Genomic DNA, 17,968 nt, shown 5'->3' on the forward strand with positions numbered 1-17,968 from the left:
TAAAACGAATTGGTCTTGCTGTTGTTGCTATCAACTGAAGAGTAAAGCTTGTGACAAATTTACCCAGTATTAAACAATTACAATATCTGTTAGCGGTGCACCAGCATCAACACTTTGGTCGCGCTGCCGAAGCGTGTTTTATTGGTCAATCGACACTCAGTAGTGCCATTCAAAACCTCGAAGAAACCTTAGGGTGTCAGCTAATTGAGCGAGAAAATCGCAGTTTAATGTTTACTGATATTGGGGAAGAAGTGGTGGAGCGGGCGCGGAAGATTATTGACGCCACCATGAGTGTGAAGGAGTTGACGAAAAGTTATAAAAACCCGCTGTCAGGAAACTTAACCTTGGGTGTGATCCCAACCATTGCCAGCTTTATTGCGGCGCCGTTGTATCAAGCATGCAAGCAGGAGTTTGCTGATCTTAATTTGGTATTAGTGGAAGACACCAGCGACAACTTATTAGACAAGCTAGAACATGGCCACATTGATATGGCGATGCTGGCATTGCCGTATCAGACAGAGAAGTTTCATACTCAAGTGTTAGCGAAAGATCATTTCAGCTTAGTACGCCATCAAGATTACCATGTACCAGAGCCACTGGAAGACTTCAACTTACTGCCCGAGCAAAGCGTGTTTTTGTTGGAAAAGGAGCACTGTATGACAGGTCATGCGCTCAGCGCTTGTCACCTTAACCGCAGCGCCTGCATCAATCCATTTGAAGCGGCTAACTTACATACTTTGCTGAGCATGGTTGAGTACAAAAATGGCGTGACGTTCTTACCGCAAATGGCCATTAATGCCGGAATATTGCAGGGCAAACCGCTGGTGGCAATGCCACCTCAGCCCCATGCTTATCGCGAAATCGGCTTAATTTGGCGACGCACTACTGGGCGGATAAGGGATTTTCGTTTGTTTAGCGAGTTTGTCGGCAACTATATTGCCGAACAATGTCGTGAATAAAAAACCATGACAGAACAAGAAAAGCACCGCATTTTGTGGTGCTTTTTTGTTTTCGCAAAAAAAACTCTCTGCTGCACACAACTTTTTCATCATTGACTACGATTAACTAAGAAAAGCCAGCAAGAGTGGAGCCGTGTTTTTTACCAGTGAAAAGCAATTAATTAAACGTGCGCAGCAAGGCAGCGAAAAAGCATGGTTGTCGCTCTGTCAGCAACATCAGTCAAGGGTATTTAACCAGTGTTTACGGCTGGTGGGTAATAGCCAAGATGCGGCCGATATTTGTCAGGAGGTCTTTGTCAGTGTGTTTCGCAACCTCCACAGCTTTAATGGCAGTGCCAAGTTTTCTACTTGGGTGTTTACCATTACTCATGCGCGGATCGTAGATCATATGCGCAAGCATCATTTGCAGAGCGTCACGACGGATGAGCCACAAGCTGTCAGTGACGGTCCAAGCAGTGGTTTGCAGCAACAGCAAAGTAATGCTGAGATCCACAATGCGCTCAGGGAGCTGCCGTTTGAGCAGCGACTCATTGTGGAGTTAAAGTTTTTTCAGCAATACACCTTTGCTGAAATAGCAAACCAATTAGACTTATCCATTAATACCGTCAAAGCGAGGCTATACAGTGCACTTGGAAAACTTAAAGGACAACTTGAGGTAGACCATCATGGCTAATTTAGACACACTTTTTGAAAAGTGGCTCGATGATCAAGCGTTAAGCGAAACTGAAATGGCAGCGCTACAGGGCAACAGTGATTACCGTGAAATGATGGCAGCAGCTGAGCAATGGCGAGCACGAGCGCGGCAATATCAGGAACAAACTGTGCCGCGTCACGTCGCTGTGAACTTACCTGCAGCGGCTAAAACCTCGTATACCATGGTTGCAGGCTGGTTGGTGGTGGCATTAGGAGTGACAGGGCTGTGGTTGCAAAATCAAAGCTTACAGCAGCAAATACAGCAACAACAGCTGCAGGCGAGCAAGCAGCAACGCAGCATTCAGCTGATGTTGGAGCAATTACAGCAGTCGCGTAGTTTAGAGCGTGATGCCTTGGCACAGTTGGCAACTAAGGTGGTGGAACAAAGCCGCAAAGAGCGCAACTTAGCGATTGCTAATGTCGTCGACCTCATTCAAGCACAACGAGCGCAAGATCAGGCTTTATTACGGCTACAGTTAGATGAAATTACACAACAAGTTGAGCAAACTCCGAGTCCAAGGCTCGCTCAATATCGAGGAAAACCATGAAACTATTACCTTATTTTTGCACCGCACTCGCCGCTTTTAGTGCCAGCCTGGCCGCCACAGAAGTGCCAGAGCCGGCAATGAAGCGTGAGGTTGCCATTTTTGAGCGGGTTCTGAGCAGCGCGCTGAAACACGATACTCAGGATCAGTTGGTTGCCGTATCAGGGTATTATTTACGGCAACAAGGCGTCATTTTTAATTTATCCCTCAAGCACCGCCATTCGCTTCCTTGGTTAGGAGAAATAGACAGTATTCATACCATGGCTGCAATCGGTGAGTTTGATTTGCCTGAATTTGATATCAATATAGCCGAAGCTGAAATTGCAGAGCCCATCGCCGAGGCCTTCTCAGAAGCATACTCGGCAGCGGCAGAGCAAGTGCAACACAGTGCCGAAAAAGTCCGAGAAGCGATCGCGCAAGAGCGGGAAAATCGCATTAAATTGCGCGAGTTAGAACGTGAAAAAGCGGAGCTAGAATTTGCTCAACGTCATGACACTGAGGAACAAGCGCGAGCGCTAGAAAAGAAACTGAACAAGATTCAATTGGAAATCAATGATTTGACACACCGCGGCGATAAGTTAGAGGCGTTAAAACAGCAGCTGAAAAGCCATTTAGAAGCGTCTCGTGCTCAACGAGAAGAACAGCAAAAGCGCAAGCAACAGGCATTTCAAGAGCAATTACAACAAAGCATTGCACGCAGTTTATGTGACTATGGTGGTGGGCTTAGAAGTTTACCCAATGATGAGCATATTAGCTTTGTTTATGCCATTATCAGTGAGCCGCAGCAAAAACAAATACTGATCTACCGTAAGCAGCAAGTAGAGCAATGTGTACAAGGCAAAATTACGGCCGCTGACATCATTGATTCTGCCGAGCAATATCGGTTTTAGGCTTTAGGTTATACGGTCTTTTCTGCGAAAGCGTCTAGGGACGCTATCGCAGTATTAGGTTTGCTCGATGTTTTTAGCGGTTATGAGATTAGGTAAAAACAGTAGGTAAACCCACACCACAAGGTTGAAATATGGAAGCAACCCCAGCGCTGTGAACAGTTTTACCGGATAGCCTTTAGTGCTGGCGTAGCGATAGCACTGGTAAGCAATAGCCAAATTTGCAAAGAGTAAAAACAGCGATAGTGACAACATAGTGCCTCCTTTGAAGTCCATAGCAAGATGTAACTCAATCCTTTGAATGTCAGCAAAAATAAGGTGTTACCTTATTATCTGGTGACATTTTAAACCGATAACACTAATTATAGTGGACTTTGCAAGAAGTAAAAGTGGTCTTTAGTATAAAAATGTTACTGTGCTGTTTTCTCAACTAAAATAATTTTAAATCTAAATCCAGCTGCTCAACGGGTTTGGGACGGGAAATAAAGTAGCCCTGACCATAGTCCACACCTATCTCCTTAAGTGTATGAAAAATATCGGAGTTTTCCACATATTCAGCCACCGAACGCTTGTCTAAAGAGTGGCTAATGTCATTGACGGCTTTAACCAGTGCCAAGTCAATTGGGTCATTCACCATGTCGCGAACAAACGAGCCATCAATCTTTACATGTTGAGCTGGCAACTGTTTTAAGTAGCTAAAGGTACTAAATCCTGTACCAAAATCATCAATAGAAAAATGACAGCCCAGATCGTTAAGGCGCTTAATCATCGATTGCGTTGCACTGAGGTTATTAATGCTGGCCGATTCGGTGATTTCGAAAATCACACAATGGGCAGCAACACCGTACTCGTGAAGGCATGCTTGAATATGAGGGAGTAACCTGTCGTCCAAAAACGAATGAGCCGATAAGTTAATGGCAATTTGCTGGAACACGTCATGCTCAGCCAATGCTTTGATGGCTGTGCGAATAACACATTGATCCATTAAGAAAGTGTCGTTCAGTAACTCTAAAGCGGGAATAAACTGGTTGGGGTAAATTAGCTCATCGTTAATCTTTAAGCGTAATAGGGCCTCAAAGTAAGCGACTTGCTCCTGCTTAAAATCCCAGATGGGCTGATAATGGAGCTCAACATCGCCATTTTGCAGAGCTTGTCTCACGCTGTGTCCCCACTCTAAACCAATTTGCAAAGTTTGATTCTGTTGATCTTCTTTGTTGTAACAGTGCACTAGGTTACGACCGAGATCTTTGGCGATGTAAAGCGCTATATCGGCTTGCTTTAAGCACTCATTGGGATCTTTATTTTCTGAGGTAATTTGTGTCAGGCCAATGGAGCAGCTGATGGAGTAGGCATTGTCTTCAAAATGAAACTTATGGTCTTCAATGGCGACACAGATGCTTTCGGCGTACATATGGGCATCAAGCAAGGTGGTGTGTTTTAGCAGTACCGCAAACTCATCTCCACCAATACGGAAAAACAAATGCTGCTTACCAATAATGCCAACAAACAGCTCAGAAATCTCTTTTAACACGATATCACCTTGCTGGTGACCTTTACTGTCATTGATGATTTTGAAGTGATCTAAGTCGATATACAGCAGCGCGTGCTCTTCACTTGGATTGGTTGCTGCTTGAGAACAAAGTTGCTGCAGCTGTTGATCGAAATAGTAGCGATTATGTAACCCGGTTAAGGTGTCATGCAGTGCCAAGTGACGAAGTTTAAATTCAGCCTGTTTGCGTTCATGGATATTATCCAGTGTGGCAGTGATAGCCACAGAGCTGGCAGTATTTTTAATCAGTTGTAAGCGACACTCGACCCAGACTAAATGCCCGGCTTTATGGCTTAGCTGTATTTCAATCTGAGCGTAATGGCGTTCACCGGATTGAATCTTTTCAATAACATCGTTGACGGTGTTAAGATCATCCTTGGCAATATAGTCTTGTAACTGAGTATTCAGGCTGGTTTTAATACCATAGCCAGACAAGGATTCCCACGCCGGATTAATAAAGCGTATTGTGCCTTTAAGATCAAGCTCGACCACCACCGTGCGCAAATGCAGCAGTATTCTTTGGTGGGCTGAAAACAGATCTTTATAGCGATTCTCGCTGCGACTGAGCTGTTCGACTTTGTTGGCAAACTCGGCATAACTGACCATAAAGTCCTCACGTCTAGCTGCATGGTCGCAGACCTTACTTAAAAACGGCAAATCATAAGGGGCTCGGACGAAATCAGTGACACCAAGCAACAGTAATTGCTCAGCATGATCAGCATCGCGTTTATCAATGATAGTCACGATGGCTTGACTGGGTTTATGCTTTAATATTGTGGCAACTAAGCCCTCAGCGGAGCCACTGAGATCGGCCGTAGTATCCATTAATACAATGGCAAAGTTGCCCTGCAAAAAGGCCGCTAAGGCTTTATCGGCTGAGGTGACATGGCTACAAACAAAGTTTAATGATAAATGCTCACATATTTCTTTGGCACGGTGTTGGTCAGGCTCTAGCAGCAGTAAATTTAAGCGGCTACTTTTTTCTAAGTGGGTTGAAAGAACATTGGCCAGAATTTGTGGCAGCATATCTTGGCGTTCAAACGGCAACACGGCATCAATGCTGTAACTGCGTGCTGTGGTTTCTGCTATGCGTTCACAATACGTTGGCGGAATAAGTACGATGGGTGTGTGCTTAGGAGTGGCAAGCAAACCGGAGCGGATCATTCGAGAAAAGCGCCATCCATCAATCTTGCCCACATCTAGGCCGGTGATCACTAAATCAACGGGTTCTGACTTCAACAAGCTTAAGGCATCCTGTGAGTCTGCCTTTGTAATAATAGTAAAGACATCCAGGGCATTAAGCGTTTTCACTAAAGTGTGTTGTTCTGAGTCGCTGGCATTAACGATGAGTAACGTTAGTTGTCTTGACACTGTTGAAAAACCTCATGCAAATACTGCAGCAATTAAAATCATAGATGGCACACACTGATATTACTAAGCACTTCGCCATTTCCTGCAATGATCGCTGAAGCACTGATGCTCTGACCCCTAAGTTACTGTTAAAGCTTATAGAATATTTAGTTGGCGAAGTCGCAATGGCAAAGAACATTAATACCTATTATAACCACGCTGCTAGAAACGCTAGATTAAAGGTATTTAGGTAAGGTTACAAGCACTTGATTTCACCGAAACAGCGCACTAGACTTGGCAAACTTTTTTTATTGAGGCCCTTGTATGCGCGTAGCTGACTTTAGTTTTGAGCTCCCTGATGAGTTGATTGCTAGACATCCCATGAAGGAGCGTTCCAGTAGCCGACTTCTTACTTTAAACGGCAACAGTGGCGAGATTGGACACAAGGTATTTAAAGATATCTTAGACCTTATCAGCCCGAACGATTTGCTCATCTTTAATAATACCAAAGTGATCCCGGCGCGCATGTTTGGCCAAAAGGCCAGTGGCGGTAAACTTGAAGTATTAGTTGAGCGTGTGGTGGATGAGCATACTGTGCTTGCGCACATTCGTGCCAGCAAGTCGCCTAAGCCTGGTACGCAGATTGAGCTTGAAGGCCAAGCAACGGCTGAAATGGTACAGCGTCATGGTGAACTGTTTGAGTTAAAGTTTGCCGGTGAAGAAAATGTCTTGGCTATTTTAGATAAAATTGGTCATATGCCTCTACCGCCTTACATTGACCGCCCTGACGACGAAGAAGACAAAGAACGCTATCAAACCGTTTATGGAGAAAAGCCAGGCGCTGTTGCGGCTCCTACTGCCGGACTGCACTTCGATGACGAGCTGATGGCTAAGCTGAAAGACAAAGGCGTAGAGATGGCCTTTGTTACGCTTCATGTGGGGGCGGGTACATTCCAACCGGTGCGAGTCGACTCAGTAGAAGAACACGTTATGCACTCGGAGTATATTGAGGTCTCTGAGTCAGTTGTGGCTGCCATCAAAGCGACCAAAGCCAGAGGCGGGAGAGTCATTGCGATTGGTACCACGTCTGTGCGCTCATTGGAGTCGGCAGCTAAGGCCAATGGCGGTGAAATTGCGCCGTTGTACGGTGACACCGATATCTTCATCTACCCAGGCTATCGATTTAACGTGGTGGATGCCATGGTGACCAACTTTCACTTACCTGAATCAACTTTGATTATGTTGGTGAGTGCGTTTGCCGGTCAAGAAAACATCATGAAGGCTTATCATACTGCCATTGAGCAACGATATCGTTTCTTCAGTTATGGCGACGCTATGTTTTTAGAAAAACAAGATAATTAATCTGCTTTTCTAGAATGCCTACCTTACCAATGCCCAGCTCTGCTGGGCATTTTGCGTTAGCACCTTTTGATTTAGATTTTTGGCCCAATATTAGAATTGCGCAGGTATTCTTGGTAGAATCGAAAGATCGCTGCTCTGGATGCTGGGGTAGCCTGTTTTTTAGTCAAAGTTGGACTGTTTTTCCGACAACGAGGTAACCATGAAATTTGAACTGGATCGCAAACAAGGCAAGGCTCGCCGAGGCCGCTTGATTTTTGATCGCGGAGTTGTAGAGACACCTGCATTTATGCCAGTGGGCACATATGGCACTATTAAGGGCATGACGCCAGACGAAGTTAAAGACACTGGCGCGCACATTTGTTTAGGTAATACTTTTCATTTGATGCTTAGACCTGGCACTGAGATCATCAAGCAACACGGCGATCTGCATGACTTTATGAATTGGGATAAACCCATTTTAACCGATTCAGGTGGTTTTCAAGTATTCAGTTTAGGCGCGATGCGCAAAATTTCTGAAGAAGGTGTGCTGTTCAAATCACCGGTAAACGGTGAAAAAATCATGCTATCGCCAGAAAAAGCGATGCAGGTGCAACGTGATTTGGGCTCAGATATTGTCATGATATTTGACGAGTGCACGCCTTACCCTGCGACGGAAAAAGAAGCGAAAGACTCAATGGAGCTGAGCCTAAGATGGGCTAAGCGTTCTAAAGAAGCGCATGGTGATAATCCTGCAGCCCTGTTTGGTATTATTCAAGGCGGCATGTACCCAGAGCTCCGGGCCGAGTCACAGCAAGGGCTGGAAGAAATTGGTTTTGATGGCTATGCCTTAGGCGGCCTGTCTGTGGGCGAGCCCAAAGAAGACATGGTGAACATTTTAGACCACTGCGCTTACAAGATGCCGGAAAATAAGCCGCGCTACTTGATGGGCGTTGGTAAACCAGAAGATTTAGTGGAAGCGGTGCGCCGGGGCATCGACATGTTTGACTGCGTAATGCCTACCCGTAATGCTCGTAACGGTCACTTATTTGTAACCGGTGGCATTGTTAAGATCCGTAATGCCGTGCATAAAACCGATACTAGCCCATTAGATGCAGAGTGTGATTGCCACACCTGTAAGAATTACTCTCGAGCGTACCTGCATCATTTAGATAAATGTAATGAAATCTTAGGTGCGCGACTCAACACCATCCATAACTTACGTTACTATCAGCGTTTAATGGAAGGCATGAGAAAGGCCTTATCAGAAGGTACATTTGACGATTTTGTCGCCGATTTCTACGCGCGCCGCGGTATTCCGGTGCCGGAATTAGCTGACGTTGGTTTAACAGAAAATAATTAATTTATAAACGAGGAAGTGAAATGAGCTTTTTTATCTCAAACGCGCACGCTAGCAATGCAGCTGCCGCTCCAGCGGGTGGCGGCATGGAAATGCTTATCATGTTGGGTATTTTTGGTCTGGTATTTTATTTTTTAATCTACCGTCCACAAGCCAAGCGTGTAAAAGAGCACAAAGACCTAATGTCGGCATTAGGTAAGGGCGATGAAGTGCTTACTCAAGGTGGCTTGGTTGGCAAAATCACCAAAGTTGCTGATGACAAAGACTTTGTAGTGATCGCTCTGAATGATCAAACCGAAGTAACTGTGCAAAAGTCAGCAGTTTCAGCAGTACTTCCTAAAGGTACTATGAAGTCTCTATAAGAACAAAAATAAAGGGATAGTCCTGTGTTAAACAAGTTTCCAATGTGGAAGTATTTACTTGTTCTAACGGTGCTTGCTATCGGTATCCTTTATGCCACACCAAACTTGTATGGCCGCGATCCGGCCATTCAAGTTTCTGGCACCAAAGGCGCAGATGCAACACTGAGTGTGTTAGACCAAGTCAATGAAACCCTACAAAAAAACAACCTAACAGTAAAATCATCAGCACTGGAAGATGGCCAAGTGTTGGTGCGTTTCAAAAACGTTGAAGATCAATTAAAAGCACAAGATATACTGCGTAACACCCTCAGCGATGATTATATTTCCGCTATCAATATGTCTCCGGCACAACCTGAGTGGCTGAAGAATATTGGTGCTAGCCCAATGAAGCTGGGTTTGGACTTAAGTGGTGGTGTGCATTTTACCATGGAAGTCGACATGGCAACGGCCATGGACAATGCGCTGGAGCAAATGGAACAAGATTTCAAGAGCGATTTGCGTGAAGAAAAGCTGCGCTACCGCAGTGTTCGCCGAGTCTCAAACAGCGATCGTGTGCAAGTAAAAATGCGCTCGGAAGATGACAAAGACGCGGCCATGGACTTTTTGCAAAAGCGCTACCCAGGTAATAACTTTTTGAATGACAGCAGTGACAGTTTAGCCTTCTTCTCAAGTCTGAGCGACCTGAAGTACAAAGAGTTACGCGAATACGCCATTAAGCAAAACGAAACCATTATTCGTAACCGTATTAACCAGCTCGGTGTTGCTGAGCCTAATGTGCAACGTCAAGGCGGTGAGCGCATTATCGTTCAGTTACCAGGTGTTCAAGACACGGCACGGGCGAAAGAAATCCTAGGTGCTACGGCGACCTTAGAGTTCCGTGAGGTGGATGAAAACGCCGATGTTCGTGCGGCAGCCCAAGGGCGCATTCCGCCGGGCACCGAAGTCATTCCACATAAAGATGGTTTCCCAGTGGTACTGAAAAAGCGAGTGATCCTTGAAGGCACACACATCACTGGGGCGCAATCTGGTATGGATGAATATCAACGTCCCCAGGTGAACATTAAGCTCGACAGCAAAGGCGGAGCAAAAATTAGTGCCTTTACTAAGCGCGCCATTGGTAAACGCATGGCCACGGTGTTCATTGAATATAAGCCGTCGGGCGAAAAAGATGAAAACGGTAAAGCACTGCCGCCAATCAAAGTGGAAGAAGTGATTAACGTCGCAACCATTCAGTCACGTTTGAATGGCGCATTCCGTATTACCGGCATTGATAGCCCAGCTGAAGCCCATAACCTGAGCTTATTATTACGCGCAGGTGCATTGGTAGCGCCTATTCAGATCGTGGAAGAGCGCACTGTGGGACCAAGCCTAGGTCAAGAAAACATTGAGGCCGGTATGACCGCAGTGGTACTTGGCTTTGCTTTTGTGCTGGCGTTTATGCTGCTTTATTACAAAGGCTTTGGTTTAGTGGCGAACCTTGCCCTGGCAGCAAACTTAGTCATGATAGTCGGGGTAATGTCGATGATCCCAGGGGCCACGTTAACGCTACCTGGTATTGCCGGTATCGTATTGACGGTAGGTATGGCAGTTGATGCTAACGTACTTATCTTTGAGCGTATTCGTGAAGAGTTATTGGAAGGCAGAAGTCCACAACAAGCCGTACACCACGGTTATGACAGCGCCTTTAGTACGATTTTTGATGCCAACATCACTACCTTGATTGCCGCGGTGATCTTGTTCTCAGTGGGAACTGGCCCAATCGCTGGCTTTGCCGTTACCTTGGCTATCGGTATTCTTACCTCGATGTTTACCGCAATTATCGGTACGCGTGCCGTCATCAATGCAGTTATTGGTGGCAAACGTATTACTAAGCTATCAATCTAGGAGACGGACATGCAATTATTAAACTTGAAAAGCACTATCCGTTTTATGTCAGGTCGCAAGTTGGCGATGGCCTTCTCGGCGTTGCTCATTCTTGCCTCGATTGGCTCGTTTATGGTGAAAGGCTTGAACTTTGGCCTCGATTTCACCGGCGGTACTGCGGTAGAAGTGGGCTTTTCGCAACCTGCGGATTTAGCCAAAGTTCGTAAAGTACTGATTGAGAATGGCTTTGCCGATGCATCCGTACAGCTGTTTGGCTCAAGCCAAGATGTATTGGTGCGTTTGGCACCTCGTGGTGATGACGTTAAAGCAGAGGTATTGGGTAACCAGTTGGTTACCGCGCTGAAAAAAGCCGATGACAGTGTGGTAATGCGCCGTATTGAATTTGTCGGCCCAAGCGTTGGTGAAGATCTTAAAGAGCAGGGTGGCTTGGCCATGCTGACGGCACTGATTTGCATCTTGATTTATGTTGCCTTCCGCTTTGAATGGCGTTTTGCCGTGGGTGCTGTGGCAGCGTTATTTCACGATGTTATTCTGACAATGGGGTTGTTCTCTATTTTAGGTCTTGAGTTCGACTTAACCATCTTAGCGGCGATACTCGCGGTGATAGGTTATTCACTCAACGATACCATAGTGGTATCTGACCGTATTCGAGAAAACTTCCGCAAAGTGCGTATTGATGACACTCTAGAGATTATCAATATTTCACTTACCCAGACCTTAAACCGCACCTTAGTGACGTCAATCACAACCATCTTAGTACTGATAGCCCTGTTTGTTTGGGGTGGCCAAACCATCCACGGTTTTGCTACGGCTTTGCTGTTTGGTGTGTTTATTGGTACTTACTCATCGGTTTATGTTGCCAGCTCAGTAGCAGTTGCTATGGGTGTGAGCAAAGAAGATTTGATCCCGGTAGAAGTGGAAAAGGAAGGGGCCGATTTAGACCCAATGCCTTAAATTTGTTCCGGTTCGATACGAAAAAAGCGGCTATATTAGCCGTTTTTTTTATTTCTAAAATATGACAGGGGTGTATAATGATAATCGTTATCAGTAAAGGAGAGCGTTATGCGTAAACTCATTATCACTTTAGGGGCGCTGTCAGTGCTCACCGCTTGCTCAAAACAGCCTGAGTTAGAGCAACAAAATCAAGCTGAGAAAAAAACAGCAAACACGGCGCTTGCACAATACAAAACACAAGCAGAATCATTGCTGGCGGACATTCGAATTGAACAACAGGCGCCACAATTAGCACAACAATCGGCAGAGCTTGTGACCTTATCTCGCAGTTTATTGAAAGACTTTGTTGCTAAGTATCCACAATGTCAAACCTATCTTGATGCCTTAGATAAAGCGGCCGACATTATTCCAACTTTGCCACTGGAAGAGATCGAAACTGGTTATCATGCCGATGGCAAGTTGCCAAAGTTTGACGACCCAGTGTGCTATCACGCCAAGGATTTGTTGGTGCACCCAGCAACTGTCCAAGCGATCGCCATAAAGGGCTTTAACAGCAGTGAAGATTATCAAAGTGCAGAAATGGAAATGGTTGAAGTGATCGCGCATTTTGATCAAGTAGAGCGAGCGCTAAAATAAACACACCATGAGGATGAATAATCCTCAATCACTGACCGGTTAGATTTCACCCGGTTGACATATATATGTCATACACAGTTGTTAACGTTCGCGAATATCTTCATAGAGTGATACACCATTGTGGGATTTTCGCGAACCGAACTACTTAACAACATAATAAAAGAAAAAGCGATTTTCACGCTATTTCAACCTATTTATGCTTTGAATCGCCGGCAAATTTTAGGCTTTGAAGCCTTGAGTCGAGGTAAAGCGGGCTCAGAGCTGGAAATGCCTGATGCGCTGTTTGCTACGGCGGCACAATGTGAACGCTTATCTGAGTTAGAGATTGTTTGCCGGGAATCGGCGATAAAAAACTTTGTGGCATTACAGCTGCCGGGCAAGTTATTTCTTAACGTTAGCCCAAAAGCCTTATTGGATCCTGCCCATCCCAAGGGCGAAACTCGTCACCTCACTCAGTTGTATGGCTTAGACCCCAGTCGCATCGTCATTGAGGTTACCGAGCAAGATAAAGTAGATGATGCCGACCTGTTATTAACCACCATTATTCACTACCGTGATTTAGGCTTTCATATCGCCATTGATGATCTAGGGGCCGGGTATTCTGGTTTAAGAAAGTGGTCAGAACTTGCACCGGATTATGTCAAAGTGGATCGCTACTTTATTGATCATTGCGACCAAAGCGTGGTTAAGCGCGAGTTTTTGAAGTCCATTATCGAATTAGCCAAAGTCACAAACACCCAAGTAATTGCAGAAGGGATTGAGCGTATGGAAGAGCTCAAATTACTGGAGCAGTTGGGCATTGTAAATGCTCAAGGTTACCTCCTAGCCAAACCACAACAGCACCCCGATACTGAGCTTAAGCTGCTGCAATCACAGCAGCAACCACGTGAGCCACGCAGCGAACTAGAACAATCTATGGCGATTGGTTGGCTCGCCAAAGCCGTGAACGCAATTCATACCTGTACCCAATGTATCGATGCTCATCGGCTATTTGAGCAAGACCGCGAGTTAACCAGCTTAGCTGTGGTGAACGATCAACGTGAGCCGGTAGGCCTGTTGCACCGCGATCAGCTGACAGAGGTATTTGCAGCCCCTTACGGTCACGCATTATTTGATAAAAAGTCGGTGACCAAATTGATGGACAAGCAGCCATTAATTGTTGATGAGCAAGAGCCGCTAGACAACGTTAGCAAGCAAATCACCGACTATGAATTCGACATTCGTCGCCATATTATCATTACCCGCGAAGGGCGATATTTAGGCCTGGCACCGCTACGAGATATTCTCAGGCATATTACTGAGGAAAAGATCCGTCATGCGCAGCATGCGAACCCGCTGACGATGCTGCCGGGTAATGTGGCTATCAATGAAGCCATTGAACAACGCCTTAGAGGCGGTCATGAGTTTTCACTTGCTTATGTCGACTTAAACCATTTCAAACAGTTTAATGACTTATACGGTTATGCCAGTGGTGATAGTGTCATTAAGTTGTTGGCTGAAGTGACCGTTGCGGTATGCTCTTCGTCGCCAAGTTTTGTCGGTCATATTGGTGGTGATGACTTTATGGTGGTGTTTGATACTGATGAAGCGAAACAGTTATGTCATAACATTATCACCGAGTTTGAACGTCAATCAAAAGCCTTTTTTACCCCAGAGCATGTTGATGCCGGTGGCTATTGGGCCACTAACCGAGAGGGGCAAAAGCAGCTTGTGCCCTTGTTGACTTTGTCTATCGGCCTAGTAAAACCAGACTTAAAGCACTGTGTGAATTCCCATCAAGTGGCGGCCTTAGCCACCGATGCCAAGAAAGAGGCGAAGCGCTACCGCAATAGTTACTTGTTTGTCTGTAACCGTCGCAAGCCAACTGTTGCCACGGTGCAATTGCAACAAACAGGTTGACTAAGCAGGCTCGCACGGTATTGATAAACTCAAATAGATCTGACATTTATCAGTTTATCTAGGTGATTATTATGGGCATGAGGTTGGTGGCGATATTTTTGTCAGCATTAGCGGCGAGCTGGGTCGCCACACAGGCAAAAGCGGCACAACTGATTTATGTGGCAAAAGAATCGCGAACACTTTACGATCGTGATTTGTATCTTTATGAGTTACTGCGAGCCGCGCTCGACGCTGCTGAATTTGAGGCCAAGTTCGAGCATGTAAAAGTGCACCCCCATCAACAACGCACCTTGATGGCACTGAGTCGCGGTAAAGTGGATCTGCATTGGTCAATGACCAGCCCTGTGCGTGAGCAAATAGCCATTGCAATCAAGGTTCCTTTATATGGTGGTCGAATTGGTAAGCGGGTGTTGATGGTCCATAAAGATATTTATCCGGCTATAAAAAATGTGCGCTCTGTAGAGGATTTAAAGCGCTTTACTGCGGTTCAGGGTCATGATTGGCCGGATACCAAAATACTCAGTTATAATGGCTTAAAAGTGCGTCCTATCGCCGATTATCAGGTCATGTTTAACCTCATCGCGAATAAAAAAGGCGATTACTTTCCCCGCTCTGTGATAGAGGCACAGTCTGAACTGATTGCACAAGCGCAAAGCCAGCTGATGATAGTGCCTGATTTCCATTTATCCTACCCAAGTGCCTTCTATTTTTTCGTCAATAAAGAGAAAAAAGAACTAGCACAGGCGTTACGTGACGGGCTCACAAAGATGATGGCGACAGGTGAGTTACAGGCATTACAACAAAAGTATGGCGTGTTAAAGCCACTGCAGAGCGTGGCTATTGAGTTGGCTAATCCATACTTTAGCGATTAACGCCTTTTTCTCAAACTCGGCAAAGCGTAGTCGTATGCTTCTTTGTATTTGATTGCAGTTAGCACCGTCAGCACTCCGATATTGGAAGCGTAGATAATATAGCCTGCGACATCAAAGCTGTAGAAGAAAATAGTGCTATTAACGCCTTTAGCATGGCGTAAATAGTTTTCCACTAAGGCTGCAAAACTAATAAACACCCCAAAAATAGCTAACCATGGCAGAACTTGATCGGCAAAGGTAAACTTTACTTGTGATTTCGGAAACAGCTTTTTGGTTATCTCAACTCGATAGGTGAGGGGGATAACAACCGTGAGATTAATTAAGAAATGGATGCCAAAAATAATGCTGTTTTGCACTAAACGACTGTTTTCACTTGAAGATAAACTGACAAGACCGGATGAGAATATCACCACCTCTAAAGTGAAAGGGATCACCACTAAAACAGCGAGGGTACAAATGTTTATGTCTTTTAATCGCGTACCAACCACTAACAGCGCTGACACAGACATAAGGTAAATTAAAAAGAAGTGATAGCGAATATCATACAACACAAAAAGACCTACCCCGATCACTGCATACGGTAACAGTAGGTCTTTAATAGAAAAGTTTTTTTTCATAGCGTACTGCGAGGAGCTTAGTCCTTCTTCGCTGAGTCTGCTGATTGTGGATGATCAGGTTCAAAGATACCGCCGCCAGACACTTTCTTACATTCTTTTAGATTAAGTTTTTGCATTTTCATATTCCTTATTGAGTAGGCTTGAGTAGTTCAAGCAATCGAACATGGTTTGTTGGTATTTTATGATAATTACAACTTAATAGGTGCATAACGACAAAACTGCAAGGCACACACTGAAGTGAGTAATACTATCGTTTATACTTCCTATAGATATAAACTTAACACTAAATAAACACAAGGTGAATAATAAATTAAACAATTTAATGTGTTATTAGTGTCATAAAGTTTACACTAGCATAAGACGCTGACTTATATAATAAATTTAAGAAGTTTATATTTTGAATTTGGCCATCTCAGCTTCTAGGTTACCAGAAAGCGACTTTATGGTGTCTGTTGCTTGGTGCGCCTTAGCTGAAACTCTGGCGGTTTTATCTGCCGTGTCAGAGATGATAACCACGCGTTGTGCGGTGTCCTCTCCGGCATCCAGCTGCTCTTTTGCGGCATGGGCAATTTGATGACTCATCTGCGAAATCGACTTTAACGAGTCTGCTACTTGGGCTAATGCCTCAGAAGCTTTGGTAGACATGGCTACGGTCTTCTCACTGGTGGTGATGCTGAGGCTCACCGAGGCTTTGGCATCTTGGGTTGCCCCTTGCAGCTTGGTTATCATGGTGTGTATTTCCTCGGTACTGTTTTGCGTGCGCTGTGCAAGCTGTCTGACTTCATCGGCCACCACGGCAAAGCCACGACCTTGCTCACCAGCGCGGGCCGCTTCTATGGCGGCATTCAGTGCCAATAAATTGGTTTGTTCGGCAATGGATTGGATCACCGTCAGAACGTTAGCAATATTTGCCACCTCTTCATCGAGTACCTGAATGTTATTACCAGCGCTGTCAATTTGTTGCTCAAGCAGGGCAATTTCATTGGCAGCCTGCGCCGTTAATTTATCTGCGGCATCACCTTGTTGCTCGGCATCGTTGACAAAATCGGCTGCTTGCTCAGCGTGCTCAACAACGGCTTGCGCTGAGGCGGTAAGCTCAGTAATGGCGGAGGCAACCATTTGGGTTTCTGAACTTAAGCTTTTGGTGAGTTGCTCTAGTTCCTCGGAGCGAATTTCGCTGTCATGGGATTGGCTTTGCAGTGCTTGGCTCGCTAGCTTTAAGCCTTCAACGACACCTTTTAAACCATCTTGCATATACGCCATAGCAGCGAGAATACTGTAGTCTTTGCAGTGATTGGTGGCTATGGAGCTGGTCAGGTTACCGCGTGAGACTTGCTTCACAATCGCTAACACGTCATTGATTTCAGCGCCAAGCTTATTGTTAAGGGACAAGCCAAATCTTGCCAGTGCAAAGGTCAGTGCTACGGCTACCACGAGGGATAAAGCGACTAACCAAATCGCAGTATCCCAATAGCGTTCATTGACCTCTTTGTAGCTTATTCCGGTGCCGACGTACCAGCCAAATCCTGGCGTTTTTTGCACCACAGAGGTGAGGTCGACCACTTCGCCTTGTCGTTCAGAATTCCAGTTATAAGTAATGATCTGTCCTACTTTATTACCAACCAGGCGCTCTACCATGGCACCTATGCTGTTACCGTTGGCATCTTTAAAATCGTTAAAGCTGGTGCCGTGAAGCTGTGGGTCATGGGGGGTGGCGATAAAGTCTAGTTCGGTATTGACGACATAAACATACTCAGAATCATGATATTTATTCTCGCGAAGAACTTGCGTAGCCAAGGACTTAGCTTGGCTTTCAGTGAGCTTACCTTGGCTGGCAAATTGCTCAAATTGCTCAACAATATTGACGGTGCTTTTCATTAATTGATTGATACGCGCAATATTGTCGCTCTCACTGGCGTGGCGCAGTGATTGCAGCCCGACAAAAGCAACGGCCAATAACGAGAGAAAAATGGCGCTAGCAAAAGTGATTATTTTTGTTTTTAAGGTAAGTCGAGAAAACACAAGTATGCCCCCTGAAAATGCTACTGTTTTATGATTTAGCA

Annotated in this window: 16 protein-coding genes; 12 read left to right on the top strand and 4 right to left on the bottom strand. The window is 45.3% G+C overall.

Annotation, left to right across the window (positions count from 1 at the left end; translation table 11 throughout):
• The first annotated feature begins 50 nt into the window (after nt 1-50).
• The 4 genes from R3P39_RS15840 to R3P39_RS15855 all read left to right on the top strand — a co-directional run bounded on the left by R3P39_RS15840 (nt 51) and on the right by R3P39_RS15855 (nt 3,087).
• A complete protein-coding gene (locus tag R3P39_RS15840) occupies nt 51-959 on the top strand; it encodes a hydrogen peroxide-inducible genes activator (protein ID WP_336568668.1) in 909 nt (302 codons plus the stop codon).
• Nucleotides 960-1,092: 133 nt separating this feature from the next.
• On the top strand, nt 1,093-1,632 hold the full coding sequence (locus tag R3P39_RS15845) for an RNA polymerase sigma factor (protein WP_336568669.1): 540 nt from the start codon (nt 1,093-1,095) through the stop codon (nt 1,630-1,632).
• Nucleotides 1,625-2,200, top strand: a complete 576-nt coding sequence (locus R3P39_RS15850; protein WP_336568670.1) for a hypothetical protein — start codon at nt 1,625-1,627, stop codon at nt 2,198-2,200. Before R3P39_RS15845 ends, R3P39_RS15850 begins: the two co-directional genes overlap by 8 nt.
• Nucleotides 2,197-3,087, top strand: a complete 891-nt coding sequence (locus tag R3P39_RS15855) for a hypothetical protein (RefSeq protein ID WP_336568671.1) — start codon at nt 2,197-2,199, stop codon at nt 3,085-3,087. Before R3P39_RS15850 ends, R3P39_RS15855 begins: the two co-directional genes overlap by 4 nt.
• 54 nt (nt 3,088-3,141) lie before the next feature.
• On the opposite strand, the gene R3P39_RS15860 is transcribed toward R3P39_RS15855, so the two are convergent.
• Together R3P39_RS15860 and R3P39_RS15865 are read right to left on the bottom strand one after the other, a co-directional pair.
• Nucleotides 3,142-3,339, bottom strand: a complete 198-nt coding sequence (locus R3P39_RS15860) for a hypothetical protein (protein ID WP_336568672.1) — start codon at nt 3,337-3,339, stop codon at nt 3,142-3,144.
• A gap of 175 nt (nt 3,340-3,514) precedes the next feature.
• The gene (locus R3P39_RS15865) at nt 3,515-6,004 is read right to left on the bottom strand and encodes a GGDEF/EAL domain-containing response regulator (protein WP_336568673.1); all 2,490 of its coding nucleotides are present in this window, start codon (nt 6,002-6,004) and stop codon (nt 3,515-3,517) included.
• 303 nt (nt 6,005-6,307) lie between these two features.
• Between R3P39_RS15865 and queA the strand changes: the two genes are divergently transcribed.
• From queA to R3P39_RS15905, 8 genes are all read left to right on the top strand, one after another.
• Nucleotides 6,308-7,345, top strand: coding sequence for a tRNA preQ1(34) S-adenosylmethionine ribosyltransferase-isomerase QueA (gene queA / locus R3P39_RS15870; RefSeq protein WP_336568674.1), 1,038 nt, complete (start codon nt 6,308-6,310; stop codon nt 7,343-7,345).
• A gap of 199 nt (nt 7,346-7,544) precedes the next feature.
• Nucleotides 7,545-8,684: a tRNA guanosine(34) transglycosylase Tgt gene (gene tgt, locus R3P39_RS15875; RefSeq protein WP_336568675.1), complete on the top strand. Its 1,140-nt coding sequence runs from the start codon at nt 7,545-7,547 to the stop codon at nt 8,682-8,684.
• Between the two features lie 20 nt (nt 8,685-8,704).
• Nucleotides 8,705-9,043 (top strand): preprotein translocase subunit YajC, encoded by a 339-nt coding sequence (gene yajC / locus R3P39_RS15880; protein ID WP_336568676.1) that lies wholly within the window; start codon nt 8,705-8,707, stop codon nt 9,041-9,043.
• Nucleotides 9,044-9,067: 24 nt separating this feature from the next.
• A complete protein-coding gene (gene secD, locus R3P39_RS15885) occupies nt 9,068-10,927 on the top strand; it encodes a protein translocase subunit SecD (protein ID WP_336568677.1) in 1,860 nt (619 codons plus the stop codon).
• Between the two features lie 9 nt (nt 10,928-10,936).
• On the top strand, nt 10,937-11,881 hold the full coding sequence (gene secF / locus R3P39_RS15890) for a protein translocase subunit SecF (protein WP_336568679.1): 945 nt from the start codon (nt 10,937-10,939) through the stop codon (nt 11,879-11,881).
• Between the two features lie 108 nt (nt 11,882-11,989).
• A complete protein-coding gene (locus R3P39_RS15895) occupies nt 11,990-12,517 on the top strand; it encodes a hypothetical protein (RefSeq protein WP_336568680.1) in 528 nt (175 codons plus the stop codon).
• Nucleotides 12,518-12,637: 120 nt separating this feature from the next.
• Nucleotides 12,638-14,416 (top strand): bifunctional diguanylate cyclase/phosphodiesterase, encoded by a 1,779-nt coding sequence (locus R3P39_RS15900; RefSeq protein WP_336568681.1) that lies wholly within the window; start codon nt 12,638-12,640, stop codon nt 14,414-14,416.
• A 71-nt stretch (nt 14,417-14,487) separates the two neighbouring features.
• Nucleotides 14,488-15,288, top strand: coding sequence for a substrate-binding periplasmic protein (locus R3P39_RS15905; protein ID WP_336568682.1), 801 nt, complete (start codon nt 14,488-14,490; stop codon nt 15,286-15,288).
• On the opposite strand, the gene R3P39_RS15910 is transcribed toward R3P39_RS15905, so the two are convergent.
• Together R3P39_RS15910 and R3P39_RS15915 are read right to left on the bottom strand one after the other, a co-directional pair.
• Nucleotides 15,285-15,905: a hypothetical protein gene (locus R3P39_RS15910; protein ID WP_336568684.1), complete on the bottom strand. Its 621-nt coding sequence runs from the start codon at nt 15,903-15,905 to the stop codon at nt 15,285-15,287. The genes R3P39_RS15905 and R3P39_RS15910 overlap by 4 nt on opposite strands.
• A gap of 390 nt (nt 15,906-16,295) precedes the next feature.
• Nucleotides 16,296-17,927 carry a methyl-accepting chemotaxis protein gene (locus R3P39_RS15915; RefSeq protein ID WP_336568685.1) on the bottom strand — a complete coding sequence of 544 codons (1,632 nt, stop codon included), beginning with the start codon at nt 17,925-17,927 and terminating at the stop codon, nt 16,296-16,298.
• Between the last annotated feature and the right edge of the window lie 41 nt (nt 17,928-17,968).

The sequence above is a fragment of the Pseudoalteromonas sp. UG3-2 genome (assembly GCF_037120705.1).
Taxonomy (GTDB): Bacteria; Pseudomonadota; Gammaproteobacteria; order Enterobacterales; family Alteromonadaceae; genus Pseudoalteromonas.